Genomic DNA, 15,507 nt, shown 5'->3' on the forward strand with positions numbered 1-15,507 from the left:
CGGCCGGCAGTGGACTGGGTCGACGAGCTGCGGCGGCTGCGCGATGCGCGCACACCCGCTGTGCTCGTGACCCTCGCGAGCGTGCGGGGCCATGCGCCGCGCAACGGCGGAGCGAAGCTCGTCGTCTCGCCGGGGCGGCTGTTCGGCTCGGTGGGAGGCGGCAACCTCGAGGCCACCGCGGTCGAGGCGGCACGAGAGATGCTCGCGCGCGGCGACGACGAACCCCGGCTGCTCACGCTCGCTCTGAGCGACAAGGCCGTGACCGATTACGGTGTGCAGTGCTGCGGAGGAGAAGTGACGATGCTGCTCGAACCGGTGCGGGTCATCCCGTCGGTCGCGATCTTCGGGGTGGGCCATGTGGGGCTCGAGCTCGCCCGCATCCTCGCCCGCCAGCAGGTCGAGCTGCACCTGATCGATGCGCGACCCGAGATGCTGCATCCCGATCGGGTGGGTGTTCCGGGGTCGAGCGGACTGTTCGCCGACGCGGTCGCGACGGTGTCGCTGCGCCACGCTCCCGTGCCCGAAGCCGCGCTCGCCGACCTGCCGCCCGGTGCGCACGTGCTGATCATGACGCACGATCACGGCGAAGACCTCGCGATCACCGATCAGTCGCTGCGGCGCGAAGACCTCGGCTCGATCGGGCTGATCGGCTCCCGCTCGAAGTGGGCGCGGTTCCGCGTGAAGCTGGGCGAGCTCGGGCATGCGGATGCCGCGCTCGCGCGTGTGACGACGCCCATCGGCATCCCCGAAGTGGAGGGCAAGGCCCCCGCCTCGATCGCGGTGAGCGTGGCCGCCCGCATCCTGCAGCTCATCGAGACCGCCCCGCGCCCCTGACGCCCGCGCCCCGGACGCCCGCGCCCCCGACCGCCCCGCCTCAGGCGACTGCTCTCTGACCGCGAGACTGCATCGGGACGCCGAGACGTAGGGGATTCCCCATAGTCTCGGCGTCCCGATGCAGTCTCGCGGGGTTGTCGGAGAGCGGATGCCGCGGCTCAGGCGGCGGCGCCGACGACCGCCGCGATCGCGGAGGTGAAGAACGGCACGCCGTCCACCCCCGAGCGCATGGCGGCGGGGGTGTTCGGGCCGAAGCCCTCCTCGACGGCGTGCTCGGGGTGGGGCATGAGACCCACGACGTTGCCCCGTGCGTTCGTGAGCCCGGCGATGTCGCGCAGCGACCCGTTCGGGTTCACGCCGAGATAACGGAACGCGACGAGGCCTTCGCCCTCGAGCCGGTCGAGCTCGGACTCCGCGGCGATGTACCCGCCGTCGGCGTTCTTGAGCGGGATCACGATCTCCTGGCCCTCGGTGAAGTCCGAAGTCCACGCCGTGGACGTGTTCTCCACGCGCAGGCGCTGATCGCGGCGGATGAACTGCTGGTGGGCGTTGCGGATGAGTCCGCCCGGCAGCAGCTGCGCCTCGACGAGCATCTGGAAGCCGTTGCAGATGCCGAGGATCGGCATCCCCTTCTCGGCAGCGGTCTTCACTTCGGCCATGATCGGCGCGAGCGCCGCGATCGCCCCGGCCCGCAGGTAGTCGCCGTAGCTGAACCCGCCGGGGAGGACGAGGGCGTCGACGCCCTCGAGGTCGTGCGAGCCGTGCCAAAGCTCCACCGGCTCGGCGCCGGCGATGCGGATCGCCCGCTGCGCGTCGCGGTCATCGAGCGAACCGGGAAACGTGATGACCCCGATGCGTGCGGTCACTCGACGACCTCGATGCCCACGACGTCTTCGATCACCGAGTTCGAGAGGATCTCGTCGGCGATCTCGCGGGCCTTGGCCAGCACGTCTTCGCCGACCGCACCGTCGACCGTGAGCTCGAAGCGCTTGCCGATGCGAACCGAGCTGAACTCGCTCACGCCGAGGCGGGCGAGGGCGCCCGACACGGCTTTGCCCTGCGGGTCGAGCAGTTCGGCTTTGGGCATGACGTCGACGACGATGGTGGGCATGTGAACTCTCCTGGCGGCCGGAGGCCGTGGCTATCGGTCGTGGAGCGACGAGCGCAGCGAGAAGCCGAACGCCGGATGTCGCGGGCGGGCGTGCCCGACCAGTCTACGGCCGCGGTCGTCACGGATTCAGCGGCCGCCTGTCACGGGCCGTGACCGAACCGTGACAATCTCGTGGGAGCGCTCCCTTGACATCGTGGGAGCGATCCCATAGCGTGTGTCACGTCCGGTGGGAACGCTCCCACGGCACCGAGGGAAACGAGCACCCGGCTCGCACACCCACCAGCACCACCACAGCAACACCTCTACCCTGACAACACAAAGGAGTGACAGTGAACTCACGTTCCTTCCGCAGGAGCGCCGCGGCCGTCGCCGCGTTCTCCGCTTCGGCCATCGTCCTCGCCGGCTGCGCCGGCGGCAGCGGTTCCACATCGTCCGGTGACTCGGACGAGGAGATCACGCTCACCGTCGCGACGTTCAACAACTGGGGATACACCGACGAGCTTCTCGCGGAGTACTCCAAGGAGCACCCGAATGTGACGGTCGTGCACACCAAGGCGGCGGGGTCGGACGACGCGCGCGCGAACTACTTCCAGAAGCTCGGCAAGCAGGGTCTCGCCGACATCGAGGGCGTCGAGGTCGACTGGCTCCCCGAGGCGATGCAGTACTCCGACCTGCTCGCCGAGGTTCCCGACAGCCTTGAGGGGCGCTGGCTCGACTGGAAGGCGGAGGCGGCCACCGACAAAGACGGACGCCTCGTCGGCTTCGGCGCCGATGTCGGTCCGCAGGCGATCTGCTATCGCGGGGACCTCTTCCAGGCGGCCGGCATGCCGGGCAGCCCCGACGAGGTGGCGACCCTGTTCGAAGGGGACTGGGAACACTTCCTGGACGTCGCAGACCAATACCGCGAGGCCACCGGTAAGCCGATGATCGACTCCGCGAACTCGGTGCTGCAGGGAATCGTCAATCAGATGGAATACACCTACGACAAGCCGGACGGCACCGTCATCGCTACCGAGAACCCCGACATCAAGGAAGCGTATGAACTCGTCGTCGAGCGTGCCATCCCGAACTCGGCCTACCCCACACAGTGGACCGATGACTGGAACGCATCGATGGCGAACGGCGAGTTCGCCGCAATGCTCTGCCCGACATGGATGCTCGGAGTCATCGAGGGAAATGCCCCTGAGGTGACCGGCTGGCAGGTCGCTGATGTCTTCCCCGGCGGCGGGGGAAACTGGGGCGGCTCCTATCTGACCGTTCCGGCAAACGGGCCGCATGTGGATGCCGCGATCGAGCTCGCCACGTGGCTTACCGCACCGGAGCAGCAGATCAAGGCGTTCGCGAATGCGGGAACCTTTCCGAGCCAGCTCGACGCATACGAGAACCCTGAGCTGACCGACTTCGTCAACCCGTACTTCAACTCGGCTCCGACGGGTCAGATCAGTATCAACCGCGCCGAGGCGGTGACCGTCGTTCCGTACAAGAGCGCGAACTACTTCAAGTACCAGGACGCGCTGCAGAACGCCGTCACCCGAGTGTTCGACGGCTCTGAAGACGCGAAGACGTCGTGGAATACCTGGGTCGCCGAGGCCGAAGCCTTCTCATGATCTGAAACTGCGGGCCGCGCCTTCGCGTGGCGCGGCCCGCACCCCACCATCCCCGATCAACGCTGATTTGGAGCCTCCCATGACTGTGAACGCCACCCGGACGCAGACGCCACCGGCGTCACCGCCTCCCGAACGAACACGACAGGTCAAGCCGGCCCGCCATCGGCGAAGCAACCTGGACCTGAAGCTCTCGCCGTACCTCTACATCTCGCCGTTCTTCATCCTGTTCGCGGTCGTCGGGATCTTCCCGATCGTGTTCACCGCGGTGATCTCATTCCAGGAGTGGGATCTGGTCCGAAACACCGGCACCTTCGTCGGGTTCGAACAGTACGCGTGGATCCTCAGCCAGCCGCAATTCTGGGTCGCGCTGCGCAACACCTTCAGCATCTTCCTGCTCTCGACAGTGCCGCTGCTGATCATGGCGATCCTGATCGCCGCGATGCTCGACCGCAACATCCGAGCCAAGACATTCTGGCGGATGAGCACCCTGCTTCCATTCGTGATGGCGCCCGTCGCCGTCGCACTGATCTTCAGCAACATGTTCGGCGACAGCCACGGGCTCGTGAACACACTCCTCGCCAACATCGGGCTGGGCCCGATCCCGTGGCACACGGACCCGTTCTGGAGTCATGTCGCGATCGCGACGATGGTCAACTTCCGCTGGACCGGGTACAATGCCCTCATTCTGCTTGCCGCGATGCAGGCAGTGCCTAGGGAGTACTACGAGGCGGCGACCGTCGACGGGGCGAACGCGTTCCGTCAGTTCTGGAGCATCACCCTTCCCTCACTCAAGCCAACACTCATCTTCGTCATCATCACCTCGACCATCGGTGGGCTGCAGATCTTCGACGAGCCGCGCATGTATGACTTCGCCGGAGAGGGCGGGGCCGCCCAGCAGTGGCTGACGATCACGCTGTACCTCTACAACATCGGCTGGGGTGAGTTCAACTTCGGCCGGGCCGCGGCGCTGGCCTGGATCCTCTTCATCATCATTCTGATCATCGGCCTGATCAACCTCGCAATCACCCGACGCCTCGTGCGCGACGAGGGCGGCCGTGGAGTCACGGCGCCCCGCCGACGGAAAGGAATCCAGCGATGACCTCCATCAGCTACCCACCGCTCGCGATCGTCGAAGAGGGCATCCCGAACGCGAAACGGTCGCGCAGAGGCCGGCGAACGACCAAGATCCGCGGCGTCCGCGCCGGCACATGGGTGTACATCGGGCTCGGTGTCGTCGCCTTGTCGGCGATCTTCCCGTACTACTGGTCCTTCCTGATCGGATCAGGGACCGCCGCGACGATCAACGACCCCAATATGTCGTGGATCCCGGGAGGCAACTTCATCGCCAACGCACTGGCGGTGGTGAACGATCCCGCGGTCAACTTCTGGCTAGCTCTGTGGAACTCGATCTACAGCTCCGCCCTGATCGCAGCATCCGTCGTCATCTTCTCGACACTCGCCGGGTGGGCGTTCGCGAAACTGCGCTTTCGAGGCAGCAAGTGGCTTCTCACCTTCGTCGTCGCGACGATGGCCGTGCCGATGCAGCTGGGCGTGGTTCCCCTGTACATCCTCTTCGCCGATCTCGGCTGGACGGGAACCATCGGAGCAGTGATCGTGCCTGCTCTCACGAGCGCGTTCGGAGTGTTCTGGATGACGCAGTACCTCGGCCAGACAGTCCCTGACGAGCTGATCGAGGCATCGCGCATGGACGGGGCATCCATGATCCGCACCTTCTGGACTGTCGGGGTCGTCGCCGCGCGTCCGGCCGCGGCAATGCTGTTCCTGTTCACCTTCGTGGGGGCGTGGAACAACTTCTTCTGGCCGTTCATCGTCCTCGACCGACAGAGCCCGACGCTCCCTGTAGCGCTGGCGCTGCTGCAATCGAATTACTTCGTCGACTACTCGATCGTCCTCGCCGGCGTCCTCCTGGCGACGATTCCACTCATCCTCCTGTTCATCGTCGCTGGAAAGCAGCTCGTCAGCGGCATCATGGCGGGAGCGGTGAAGGGCTGATTTGACCATCCACGAGAGAAGGACTTCTACCGAAATGACCGAAACGACCGCGCGCGAGTTCCCACCCGGCTTCCTTTTCGGAGCCGCCGCAGCCGCATACCAGATCGAAGGCGCCGCTCACGAGGACGGCCGCCGCGACTCCATCTGGGATGTCTTCACCAAGGTGCCGGGCGCGGTGATCAACGGTGAGGACGGCGAGATCGCTTGCGACCACTACCACCTGTATCAAGACGACGTCGCCCTCATGGCGTCGCTGGGGCTGCAGACCTACCGATTCTCGACCTCCTGGTCCAGGGTGCGCCCCGACGGGGGTGCACTGAACCCGAAGGGCGTCGATTTCTACAAGCGGCTGGTCGACGAACTGCTGCAGGCCGGGATCCTGCCGTGGCTGACGCTCTACCACTGGGATCTGCCTCAGGCGCTGCAGGACCGCGGCGGGTGGACGAGGCGTGAGACCGCAGACCAGTTCACGGAGTATGCGCTCGACATGCATGACGCTCTCGGCGACCGAGTCGACGTGTGGACGACGCTCAACGAGCCGTGGTGCTCGTCATTCCTCGGCTACACCGCGGGACTGCACGCGCCGGGGCACTACAGCAGGAGCGAGGGGATGCTGGCAGCCCACCACCTGCTACTGGCTCACGGACAGACGGTTCGCGCGCTGCGCGCACGTGACTCGTCGCTCGACCTTGGGATCACGCTCAACCTCACGGTCGCAGACCCGGCTGATCCCGCTGAGCCGGCCGACATCGACGCCGCACGGCGCATCGATGGCCAGTTCAACCGATGGTTCCTCGATCCGATCTTCCGCGGCAAGTACCCCCAGGACATCTTCGACGAGATCGCCGACGATGCCCTTCGTGCGGCCATTACACCAGGCGACCTGGAGGTGATCTCGACCCCCATCGACACCCTCGGGGTGAACTACTACCACGGCGAGTTCGTCGGCGGGAGCCCGCCGGCAACGCCTCCGGGATCGGGCGATGCCCCCACCCAGCGTCGCGGCCAGTCGCCGTTCCCCTCGTCGGAGAACATCTTCTGGCACGACCGCGGTCTGCCCCGCACCCCGATGAACTGGGAGGTGCAGCCCGAGGGGCTCACCCGGCTGCTGGTGCGCGTCTCGGACGAATACGCGCAGCCAGCAGGCACTTCGCTGATCGTGACCGAGAACGGCGCGGCGTATGATGACGAGCCGGTGCTCGAGGACGGCACCATACGAGTGCACGATCACGAGCGCGCCGACTACGTGCGTCTGCATCTGGGGGCGATCCTGGATGCCGTCGAGGCCGGCGTCGATGTCCGCGGATACTTCTACTGGTCGCTGATGGACAACTTCGAGTGGGCGTGGGGCTATGCGACGCGATTCGGCATCGTACGCGTCGACTACGAGACCCAGGAGCGCGCGGTGAAGGACAGCGGTATCCAGTACGGTCGAATCATCGCCTCCCGAATCCTCGACTCCGAGACGACAGCCGGAGTCTCGCCGAGTCCGGACGCCGCGGCATCAGCCGCCTCGATGACGACATGACGACCGAGGCGATCCGGGCGCCCGCGACCCTCGAGGGGGTCGCGGCGCTCGCAGGCGTTTCACGATCGACGGTGTCGCGCGTGGTCAACGGTTCGAACTCCGTCAGTGCCGATGCGGCCGATGCGGTGCAGCGTGCCATCGCCGAACTCGACTATGTGCCCAACCGGGCGGCCCGTTCGCTCGCACGCAGGCAGACGCACGCGATCGCGCTCGTGGTGCCCGAGGACACGACACGTTTCTTCGGGGAGCCGTTCTTCGCCGCGATCGTCAACGGGCTGAACGACCGCGTCGCCCGGTCCGACTACGTGCTGAGCCTGTTCATCGCGAACGACGATGCAGACGACAAGACCACCAGCTACCTCCGCAGCGGCAGCGTCGATGGCGTGCTGATCGTCTCACACCACACGAACGACACGTTCACCGACCGCATCGCCACCGCCGTGCCCGTCGTGTACGGTGGCCGACCACTGCGTCCGCGAGGGAACGACTACTACGTCGATGTCGACAACGTCCGAGGGGGGCGAGATGCCACGCAGTATCTCATCGCGCAAGGCCGCCGCCGTATCGCGCACATTGCGGGCCAGCTCACCATGCCTGCCGGGGTCGATCGCCTGACCGGTTTCCGTGAGGCGCTCGCGGAGGCCGAGCTCGATCCGCATGTCATCGAGGACGGGGGCTTCACAGCGGAAGGGGCCGCGGACGCCATGCGGCGCATCCTGGCACGACGTGACCTACCCGACGCGGTGTTCATCGCGAGCGACCTCATGGCCCGCGGCGCGCTCGAGGTGCTCGTGACGGAGGGCATCGGTGTACCCGACGACATCGCGATCATCGGATTCGACGACTCGCCGATGGCGACATCGGCGAGTCTCAAGCTCACGACCATGCGTCAGCCCTCGTTCACGCAGGGTCAGCAGATGGCGGATGTGATGCTGGAGCTGCTCGCCGGCCGCAAGCCCCCGTACGTCACGATGCTCGACGCGGAGCTCATGGTGCGCGACAGCGCCTGAGCCCCGAAGGTCACGAGGCGGTCGCGCGGATCCGGTTCGTCCAGGGGTCGTCGAAGCCCAGAGTCCGACCACCCGCGGAGGCGTCGTCGCGGACGGTGAAGCCGTGGTCGCGCAGGCGTTCGCCGAGCGCGCCGAGAGCGTCGGCGTCGGGCAGCGCCAGATCGACGCGGCCCAGCCCGAGGGCCGGCATCCGTGGCCCGGCTCCGCGTGAGTTCCAGACGTTCATCGCCATGTGGTGGTGGTAGCCGCCGGCGCTGACGAAGACGGCCTGGTTACCGAACGCCGCCGTCTCGCCGAAGCCGAGGGCGTCGACATAGAACGCGCGGGCGGTCGCGACATCGCCCACCGAAAGGTGCACATGCCCGACGGATGCCGCGTCCTGCGCGGTCGCGCCCTCTGCGGCGTCTTCGGTGAGGTGATCGCTGAGGAACGCGTTCGGGTCGAGGAAGAGCGTCGCCATCTCGACGCGTCCGTGCACCCATGACCACTCGGTGCGCGATCGATCCCAGTACAGCTCGACGCCGTTGCCCTCGGGATCGGTGAAGTAGAACGCCTGGCTCACCAGATGGTCGGCGGAGCCGGTGAAGGTTCGGGGTGCGTGGCGGGCCACCGAGTACAGCGCCGCGGCGAGGGCGGTCTGCGTCTCGAACAGAATCGCCGTGTGGTACAGCCCGGCAGAGCCCGGCGTGGCGTGCCGGAGCGCCGGTTCGTGTCTGAGCACGACGATCGGGCGCCCCGCGCGGCCGAGGGTGACGGTGTCTCCGTCGGCGCTCAGCACCTGGAGCGTCACGACGTCGCGGTAGTAGCGCGTCATCGCGTCGAGGTCGCCCACCAGGAGCGTCACCGCGCCCATCGCGGTGTCGGCGGCGAGGGTGTCGCCCGACGGCGCGTGCAGTCCGTTCATGTGGATCGACAACGGTTCACGGCATCCGCGCATTCCTCCACGCCGTCACAGAACCGTCATCGCCCGGCCGTCCGCGGTCGCGGGCGGGCGGCGAGGATGGGACTCATGAAACGTGCAACCGTCGTCGGAATCGTCGTCGCCGCCGTGCTCGTCGGGGGCGTGGGGGCGGCTGTCGCCATCTCGGCCTCGGGTGGGGCGGGCGAAGCTGCACCGGCGATGAGCCGCACCGCCGAGCCGGCGCCCTCCGAGACCGAGATGTCGGACCCGGTCGAGAGCGCCGCGCCCGCGCCCGAAGAGACCGCTGCGGAGCCCGCGCCCGCCCCGGCCTCTCCGGGTGCCTACGTCGACTACTCGGATGCCGCGCTCGCGGCGGCCGAGGGCACGGCGGTGCTCTTCTTCCACGCGCCGTGGTGCCCGCAGTGCCGTGCGCTCGAGGAGGACTTCCTCGCCTCGGGCGTTCCCGACGGCGTGACGATCCTGAAGGTCGACTTCGACTCTCGGCAAGATCTGCGGCAGAAGTACGGGGTGACGCTGCAGACGACCCTCGTGACGGTCGACGAGGCGGGTGCGAAGACCGCACTGCACGTCGCCTACGACGAGCCGAGCGTCGCAGCCGTCTCCGCCGCGCTCGGACTGTAGTCCCGCGATGCTCGCGCTCACGATCGTCTCGTTCGCGGCGGGTGTGCTGACGGTGCTGGCGCCCTGCGTGCTGCCGCTCCTGCCGGTCATCGTGGGCGGCACCGCGGTGCGCGCGGGCGGCGACACGTCGGAGCGGTCGTGGTTGCGCCCGCTGATCATCGCGGGCAGCCTCGCGGCATCCGTCGTCGTGTTCACGCTGCTGCTGAAGGCGTCGACGTCGCTTCTGGGCGTACCGGCGTGGGTGTGGCAGGTCACCTCCGGTGTGATCGTCGCGCTCCTCGGGCTCACGATGCTCTTCCCGAAGGCCTGGGATGCGGTTTCGACGCGCATCGGCCTGCAGGCGAGCGGTGGCAGACTGCTCGATCGCACGTATCGCCGCGGCCGCGGCTTCGGTGGCGACGCGCTGCTCGGCGCGGCGCTCGGCCCGGCGTTCAGCAGCTGCAGCCCGACGTACGCCCTCATCGTGGCGGCGGTGCTGCCGGCGAGCTTCGCCGAGGGGACGCTGTACATCATCGCCTACGCGATCGGGCTCGCTCTCGCCCTGCTCGGAATCGCGCTCGCCGGCACTGCGCTCGTGCGCAAGCTCGGCTGGCTCGCCGACCCGCACGGGTGGTTCCGCCGCGTGATCGGCGCCCTTCTCCTGGTCGTGGGCGTCGCCGTCGCCGCGGGCATCGACCGGCTCGTGCAGGCGTGGGTGCTCGAGCAGGGCTGGTACGGCCCGATCGAGAACCTCGAACGTCTGCTGCTGGGCTGAGGGGCTACGACGTCAGGCGGGCGAGCAGCTCGCGGTACCGCTCGGCCGTGCGCCCGACGATGTCGGCGGGCAGTTCCGGCGGCGTTCCGGTCTTGTCCCAGTGGGCCGCGAGCCAGTCGCGCACGATCTGCTTGTCGAAGCTCGCCATGCGCTCGCTCGGGGTCGTGCCCGACCGCCAGGCGTCGGCATCCCAGTAGCGCGACGAATCGCTCGTGAGCACTTCATCGGCCAGGGTCATGACGCCCGCTTCGTCGCGTCCGAACTCGAACTTCGTGTCGGCGAGGATCAGGCCGCGGGCCTCGGCGATGCGCGCCGCACGCGCGTAGATCTCGAGCGACAGATCGCGCAGCTCGGCGGCCGTCTCAGCTCCGACGATCTCGACCGTGCGCGCGAACGAGATGTTCTCGTCGTGCTCGCCCATCGGCGCCTTGAACGCGGGCGTGAAGATCGGCTCGGGGAGCCTGTCGCCGTTGTGCAGTCCGCTCGGCAGCGGGATGCCGCACACGGTGCCGTCGGCCTGGTACTCGACCCAGCCAGACCCGGTCAGGTAGCCGCGCACCACGCATTCGATCGGCTGCATCTCGAGGCTCTTCACGAGCATCGCGCGCCCGGCGACCTGCGCGGGGATGAGCTCGCGCACCCCGTCGACGGCCAGCACATGATCGGCGACGAGATGATTCGGGATGCCGCGCTCGCCGCCTCGGCCCGCTGCGAGCCGGTCGAACCACCACAGGCTCAGCGTCGTGAGCAGCACGCCCTTGTCGGGGATGCCCGGCTCGAGCACGTGATCGAACGCACTGACGCGGTCGCTCGCGACCACCAGCATGCGTTCGGCGCGCGCATCGGCCGGCAGGTCTGCGGGCACGTAGAGGTCGCGCACCTTGCCGGAATAGACATGGCGCCAGCCGTGCAGGGCGAGGGGGGAGGTCACCCGCCCATTATCCCGCGGGCGTGATCTCGTCCAGGTACGCGAATGCCTCGGCGATCAGCGGCTCCCACATGGTCGGCATCTCGATCGCGACGAACACCCACTCGCGCATCGATCGGCCGGCCATCTCGACCCGGACCGCGTCGCCGGTCTCGACGAGCTCGACGGTGCGGGCGGCGGGGAGTTTGAGCATGAGCTCGCCGCCGAAGCTGATGAGCGCGAAGACCTTCCCTCGGATCCGAATGCCCTCGCTCCCGAACATCCGACCCAGGTCCACTCCCGGCCGCGCGAGGTAGCGCTCCGCGATCGGGTCGAAGATCTCGTGCGCCCGGGCGATCTTCTCGGCATCCGTCATGCCGTCACGTTATCGCAGCTGCGCGCGGGATGCGGTGCTCGGCTCGGCTGCGATCGCGGCGTTCATGCAGAGCCGGCTCGAGGCGAACCTGCCGGGCGCGAGCGATGCCGGCGGATTCGGAGACGCCCCGCTTCCCGACTTCGTGATCGAGGGCTTCTCGTCGGCCATGGCGCAGGCGATGCTCCTCCCCGCCGGCACGATTCTGATCGGTGTGGTCGCGGTGCTGTTCCTGCGTCGACCGGCCACCTCGAGCGCTGCGGACTGGCACGCGCAGAAGGCCGAGGATGCGATCGGTTCCGCTCCCGTGGCGAAGACCGCGACAGATGCCGCTCCCGCGGCGTCAGCGACGATTTAGCGGGCCGGTCGTCGGGGGGACTGGGGCCGGTGGGGCGCGAGGGACGTCACACGGCCAGGTGGCGCCGGGCTCCCTGCAACCGGCTCGTACACCGCGCTTCGGCTCTTGTCAGCGACGAGCTGGCGGCCCGCTCACACGTCGGGGTCGAACGGGTCGATCGGCGCGTGGTGATCGAAGGCTTCTACGCCGCGGCGCCAGTAGCCGCTGATCTGCGCCTGTGCGGGCGGCAGACCGAGCGCGCGACGCAGGTGGCGGCGCACCGGCACCAGGCTCGACGCCTCGCCGGCCGCCCAGACGAAGACGCCTCCTGCGATCGGCTCGAGGCCCGCGATCGCGGCGATCACGGCGCCGCCGGACGGATCCGGGGCCACCACATGCACCCGGGGACCGGCACCGAGGTAGCCGGCGACCCAGTCGCCCGAGCCCGAGACCGTCGCGATCACATCGATCGGGGTTCCCGCGGGCGCGTCCTGCACCCACCGGCTTGCGGACGGAAGCGCGGTCTCGTCGCACACGAGCAGCAGAGCGTCGATGTCCTGCGGGCCGCGCTTGGAGCCGCGGGGGCCGACGATCACAAGAGAGTCGCCCGGTTGTGCCGACTCCGCCCACGAGGATGCTGGGCCCGGATCGGGGTGCACGAAGAAGTCGAGGTCGAGCTCGACTCCGGCCGGTGTCACCCGCGGAAGAGGCGTGAAGTCTCGGCTGATCGACGCGCGGTCGGGGCGGACGATGCCGTCTTCGCCGGCACCCGCCGGGGTGGGTGCAACGAGTTCGCCCGTCACGGGATCGGGGAAGAACACGCGCACGTGGTCAGCCGGACCGGCGCTGGTGAAGTCGGCGAAGTCTGCGCCCGACACCGTCACCCGCACGATCGGCGGGGCGACGCGCTCGACCCGCAGCACGACGGCTTCGCGCGCGGTGAAGCGGTGCCGGACAGTGTCGCGGAGGAAGCGGTCGGTCACGGGCCGTGCTCCACGACGCGCGCGGCGATGTCGGTGCGGTACTGGCCGCCGTCCAGCGAGATCTCGGCGAGAGCGCGATACGTGCGTTCGCGAGCCTCGGCGAACGTCGTGCCGAGCCCGACGACGTTGAGCACTCTGCCCCCCGTCGCCACGAGCGTGTCGCCCTCGGCGACCGTGGCCGCGTGCGCGACGTGCACTCCGGGCACGGCGGATGCGGCATCCAGCCCGGACAGCGCGCGGCCGGTCACCGGTGCGGCGGGGTAGCCCTCGCTCGCGAGCACCACGGTGACCGCGACCGCGTCGGCGAACGCCGGTCGAGGTCGCTCTTCGAGGGTGCCGGATGCCGCCGCCAGCAGCAGCTGCGACAGCGGGTCGAGCAGGCGCGGGAGCACGACCTGGGTCTCGGGGTCGCCGAAGCGCGCGTTGAACTCGATGACCTTGACGCCCTGAGGGGTGAGGATGAGTCCCGCGTACAGAAGGCCGATGAAGGGCGTGCCCTCCGCATCGAGCTGCCGGATGACCGGCTCGGCGATCTCGCGCGTGACGAGGTCGACGAACGCGTCTTCGCCGCCGAACGGCTCAGCGAGCCACGGCAGCGGCGAGTAGGCGCCCATGCCGCCGGTGTTCGGGCCCGAGTCGCCGTCGCCGAGACGCTTGAAGTCCTGCGCGGGGCTGAGGGGGAGCACGCGGTCGCCGTCGCTCAGGAAGAATAGCGACACCTCCGGGCCGGAGAGGAACTCCTCCACGAGGATCGCGCCGGAGGAGAGGTAGGCGTCGGCGTGGGCGAGCGCGGCCGCGCGGTCGTCGGTGACGAGCACGCCCTTGCCTGCTGCGAGGCCGTCGGCCTTCACGACGTGCGGGGAGCCGAAGCGATCGAGCGCCTCGGCGACCTCCTCACGCGTCGTGGCGCGGACGGCGCGGCCGGTGGGCACGCCCGCCGCGTCCATGATGCGCTTGGCGAAAGTCTTCGACCCCTCCAGCTGCGCCGCGGCGCGTCCCGGTCCGAACACCGGGATGCCGCGCTCGCGGAGTGCATCGGCGACACCCGCCACGAGGGGAGCCTCCGGACCGATCACGACGAGATCGACCGCGTTCTCGTTCGCGAACGCGGTGACGGCGGCAGGGTCGTTCTGATCGAGTTCGACCACATCGGCGTCCCGGGCGATCCCGGCGTTGCCGGGGGCGGCGAAGATGTCGTGCGCGGCCTCCTCCGCACGGAGCGCGAGGATGATGGCGTGCTCGCGCGCGCCCGAGCCGAGGACCAGGATTCTCACCCGGTCAGCCTATCGAGCGGGCCTCCGGCGCACCGCCCCCGGCGGCCGCGGCGGTGGGAGAATGGCGGCATGGCAGCCCCGCGCGCCGCAGCCCCCGATCCCGACGACGAGCACGTCGTCGATCACGAGGTGCGCGCCGTGGTCGTGCACTCCTCGCCGCGCTACGGCCGGTTCCTGATGATCGGCGTCGTGCTCGGTGTGATCGGCGGAGTCCTGCTCACGATCATCGCGGCGCTCACGGACGACCCGGGCGGCCCGCTGTCCTCCGGACCCGGCGGGGTGCTCCGGGTGTTCGCGCTGTACGCCGCGGCCTGCATCGCGGTGGGACTCGTGGTGATGGGGGTGCTCGCGATGGCGCTGGACCGCCGGTCGCTGGCCCGCGCCCGGGCGGCGCGAGCCGAGCACGCGACGACGCTCGTGCTCGACCTGGATGCGCCGGTGAACGACGACATCCCGCAATGGGTGCGGGATGCGGAGGACCCGCGCGGGCCCGCGCGCTAGCGTTGACGGATGCCGCGCCGAATCTCCACCGCTGACGGCCGGGCGGCCCTTGCGGCGGTCCGCGTCGCGGAGACGCCGGCCCGGACCGACCTCGCCACCGGCGTCCGCTACCTGCTGCAGCTGCTCGCGGAGAAGGCGCCCGGCGGATCCGTCGAGGTGCGGGTGCCGCCGTTCGGCGCGGTCCAGGTGATCGAGGGTCCACGTCACACCCGGGGAACCCCGCCCAATGTCGTGGAGACCGACCCGGCGACCTGGATCGCCCTCGCGACCGGTGAGCTGGGCTGGGCCGAGGCGGCGGCATCCGGCCGCATCGCGGCATCCGGAGTCCGCGCGGACCTCAGCGACGTCCTGCCCGTCCGGCCCTGACGGGTGCGCGCCCGCCCCGCACGGACGGTGGGACAATGGAGACATGGCAGAGCAGGTCGAGGACCACATCGAGACGGTGCGCGTACGGCGCTCGCCCAAGTACTCGGTGTTCCTGGCCGCGGGCGCCGCGCTGGGGCTGCTCGTCGCGATGATCCTCACGTTCACCTACGACGGCAGCGGCGGGATCAGCCCCAACACCGGACTCGTGTACACGCAGGGGCAGGTCTTCGGCTTCCTGTCGCTCATCTGCGTCTCGATCGGCGTCGTGATCGGCGGGCTCATCGCCCTCGTGCTCGACCGCGTGCTGTCCCGTCGCACACGTGAGGTCGTCGTCGACCGCGAGAGCGTCCGCGTCGAGGACTGAGC

At 69.0% G+C, this 15,507-nt stretch carries 19 protein-coding genes; 12 read left to right on the plus strand and 7 right to left on the minus strand.

From position 1 onward, the window contains the following. The first annotated feature begins 9 nt into the window (after window positions 1-9). Window positions 10-834, plus strand: a complete 825-nt coding sequence (xdhC, locus tag AB0P18_RS02785; RefSeq protein WP_363358821.1) for a xanthine dehydrogenase accessory protein XdhC — start codon at window positions 10-12, stop codon at window positions 832-834. Between the two features lie 158 nt (window positions 835-992). On the opposite strand, the gene purQ is transcribed toward xdhC, so the two are convergent. After that, window positions 993-1,700 carry a phosphoribosylformylglycinamidine synthase subunit PurQ gene (gene purQ, locus AB0P18_RS02790; RefSeq protein ID WP_363358823.1) on the minus strand — a complete coding sequence of 236 codons (708 nt, stop codon included), beginning with the start codon at window positions 1,698-1,700 and terminating at the stop codon, window positions 993-995. Beyond that, window positions 1,697-1,945, minus strand: coding sequence for a phosphoribosylformylglycinamidine synthase subunit PurS (gene purS / locus AB0P18_RS02795; protein ID WP_363358825.1), 249 nt, complete (start codon window positions 1,943-1,945; stop codon window positions 1,697-1,699). The genes purQ and purS overlap by 4 nt, the downstream gene beginning before the upstream one ends. A gap of 329 nt (window positions 1,946-2,274) precedes the next feature. Between purS and AB0P18_RS02800 the strand changes: the two genes are divergently transcribed. From AB0P18_RS02800 to AB0P18_RS02820, 5 genes are all read left to right on the plus strand, one after another. Then, window positions 2,275-3,552 (plus strand): extracellular solute-binding protein, encoded by a 1,278-nt coding sequence (locus AB0P18_RS02800; RefSeq protein ID WP_363358826.1) that lies wholly within the window; start codon window positions 2,275-2,277, stop codon window positions 3,550-3,552. Window positions 3,553-3,631: 79 nt separating this feature from the next. Further along, the gene (locus AB0P18_RS02805) at window positions 3,632-4,651 is read left to right on the plus strand and encodes a sugar ABC transporter permease (protein WP_363358828.1); all 1,020 of its coding nucleotides are present in this window, start codon (window positions 3,632-3,634) and stop codon (window positions 4,649-4,651) included. Then, complete coding sequence (locus AB0P18_RS02810; RefSeq protein ID WP_331792032.1) at window positions 4,648-5,565, plus strand: carbohydrate ABC transporter permease; 918 nt, start codon at window positions 4,648-4,650, stop codon at window positions 5,563-5,565. The genes AB0P18_RS02805 and AB0P18_RS02810 overlap by 4 nt, the downstream gene beginning before the upstream one ends. A gap of 34 nt (window positions 5,566-5,599) precedes the next feature. Beyond that, complete coding sequence (locus AB0P18_RS02815) at window positions 5,600-7,093, plus strand: GH1 family beta-glucosidase (RefSeq protein ID WP_363358830.1); 1,494 nt, start codon at window positions 5,600-5,602, stop codon at window positions 7,091-7,093. Beyond that, a complete protein-coding gene (locus AB0P18_RS02820; protein WP_363358832.1) occupies window positions 7,090-8,103 on the plus strand; it encodes a LacI family DNA-binding transcriptional regulator in 1,014 nt (337 codons plus the stop codon). Before AB0P18_RS02815 ends, AB0P18_RS02820 begins: the two co-directional genes overlap by 4 nt. A 10-nt stretch (window positions 8,104-8,113) precedes the next feature. Here AB0P18_RS02820 and AB0P18_RS02825 read toward each other — a convergent pair whose 3' ends face one another. Next, complete coding sequence (locus AB0P18_RS02825) at window positions 8,114-9,007, minus strand: VOC family protein (RefSeq protein ID WP_363358834.1); 894 nt, start codon at window positions 9,005-9,007, stop codon at window positions 8,114-8,116. Window positions 9,008-9,112: 105 nt separating this feature from the next. On the opposite strand from AB0P18_RS02825, the gene AB0P18_RS02830 reads away from it, so the two are divergent. Next, a complete protein-coding gene (locus AB0P18_RS02830) occupies window positions 9,113-9,646 on the plus strand; it encodes a thioredoxin family protein (protein ID WP_363358836.1) in 534 nt (177 codons plus the stop codon). A gap of 7 nt (window positions 9,647-9,653) precedes the next feature. Further along, the gene (locus AB0P18_RS02835) at window positions 9,654-10,400 is read left to right on the plus strand and encodes a cytochrome c biogenesis protein CcdA (protein WP_363358838.1); all 747 of its coding nucleotides are present in this window, start codon (window positions 9,654-9,656) and stop codon (window positions 10,398-10,400) included. A 4-nt stretch (window positions 10,401-10,404) separates the two neighbouring features. Here AB0P18_RS02835 and AB0P18_RS02840 read toward each other — a convergent pair whose 3' ends face one another. Together AB0P18_RS02840 and AB0P18_RS02845 are read right to left on the minus strand one after the other, a co-directional pair. Continuing rightward, window positions 10,405-11,331 (minus strand): phosphoribosylaminoimidazolesuccinocarboxamide synthase, encoded by a 927-nt coding sequence (locus AB0P18_RS02840; protein WP_363358840.1) that lies wholly within the window; start codon window positions 11,329-11,331, stop codon window positions 10,405-10,407. A gap of 7 nt (window positions 11,332-11,338) precedes the next feature. Continuing rightward, window positions 11,339-11,683: a hypothetical protein gene (locus tag AB0P18_RS02845; protein ID WP_363358842.1), complete on the minus strand. Its 345-nt coding sequence runs from the start codon at window positions 11,681-11,683 to the stop codon at window positions 11,339-11,341. Between AB0P18_RS02845 and AB0P18_RS02850 the strand changes: the two genes are divergently transcribed. Next, window positions 11,682-12,038, plus strand: coding sequence for a hypothetical protein (locus AB0P18_RS02850; protein ID WP_363358844.1), 357 nt, complete (start codon window positions 11,682-11,684; stop codon window positions 12,036-12,038). The genes AB0P18_RS02845 and AB0P18_RS02850 overlap by 2 nt on opposite strands. A gap of 131 nt (window positions 12,039-12,169) precedes the next feature. On the opposite strand, the gene AB0P18_RS02855 is transcribed toward AB0P18_RS02850, so the two are convergent. Together AB0P18_RS02855 and purD are read right to left on the minus strand one after the other, a co-directional pair. Then, the gene (locus AB0P18_RS02855) at window positions 12,170-13,000 is read right to left on the minus strand and encodes a siderophore-interacting protein (protein ID WP_363358845.1); all 831 of its coding nucleotides are present in this window, start codon (window positions 12,998-13,000) and stop codon (window positions 12,170-12,172) included. Then, window positions 12,997-14,274 carry a phosphoribosylamine--glycine ligase gene (purD, locus tag AB0P18_RS02860; protein WP_363358847.1) on the minus strand — a complete coding sequence of 426 codons (1,278 nt, stop codon included), beginning with the start codon at window positions 14,272-14,274 and terminating at the stop codon, window positions 12,997-12,999. Before purD ends, AB0P18_RS02855 begins: the two co-directional genes overlap by 4 nt. A gap of 69 nt (window positions 14,275-14,343) precedes the next feature. On the opposite strand from purD, the gene AB0P18_RS02865 reads away from it, so the two are divergent. From AB0P18_RS02865 to AB0P18_RS02875, 3 genes are read left to right on the plus strand one after another with little or no spacing between them, the layout of a single operon-like run. Further along, window positions 14,344-14,775, plus strand: a complete 432-nt coding sequence (locus AB0P18_RS02865; RefSeq protein ID WP_363358849.1) for a hypothetical protein — start codon at window positions 14,344-14,346, stop codon at window positions 14,773-14,775. Between the two features lie 9 nt (window positions 14,776-14,784). Then, the gene (locus AB0P18_RS02870) at window positions 14,785-15,141 is read left to right on the plus strand and encodes a sterol carrier family protein (RefSeq protein WP_363358851.1); all 357 of its coding nucleotides are present in this window, start codon (window positions 14,785-14,787) and stop codon (window positions 15,139-15,141) included. A gap of 43 nt (window positions 15,142-15,184) precedes the next feature. Next, the gene (locus tag AB0P18_RS02875) at window positions 15,185-15,505 is read left to right on the plus strand and encodes a potassium transporter Trk (protein WP_363358853.1); all 321 of its coding nucleotides are present in this window, start codon (window positions 15,185-15,187) and stop codon (window positions 15,503-15,505) included. Window positions 15,506-15,507: the final 2 nt, after the last annotated feature.

Source organism: Microbacterium sp. NPDC064584 (genome assembly GCF_040687315.1).
Lineage (GTDB): Bacteria > Actinomycetota > Actinomycetes > Actinomycetales > Microbacteriaceae > Microbacterium > Microbacterium lacus.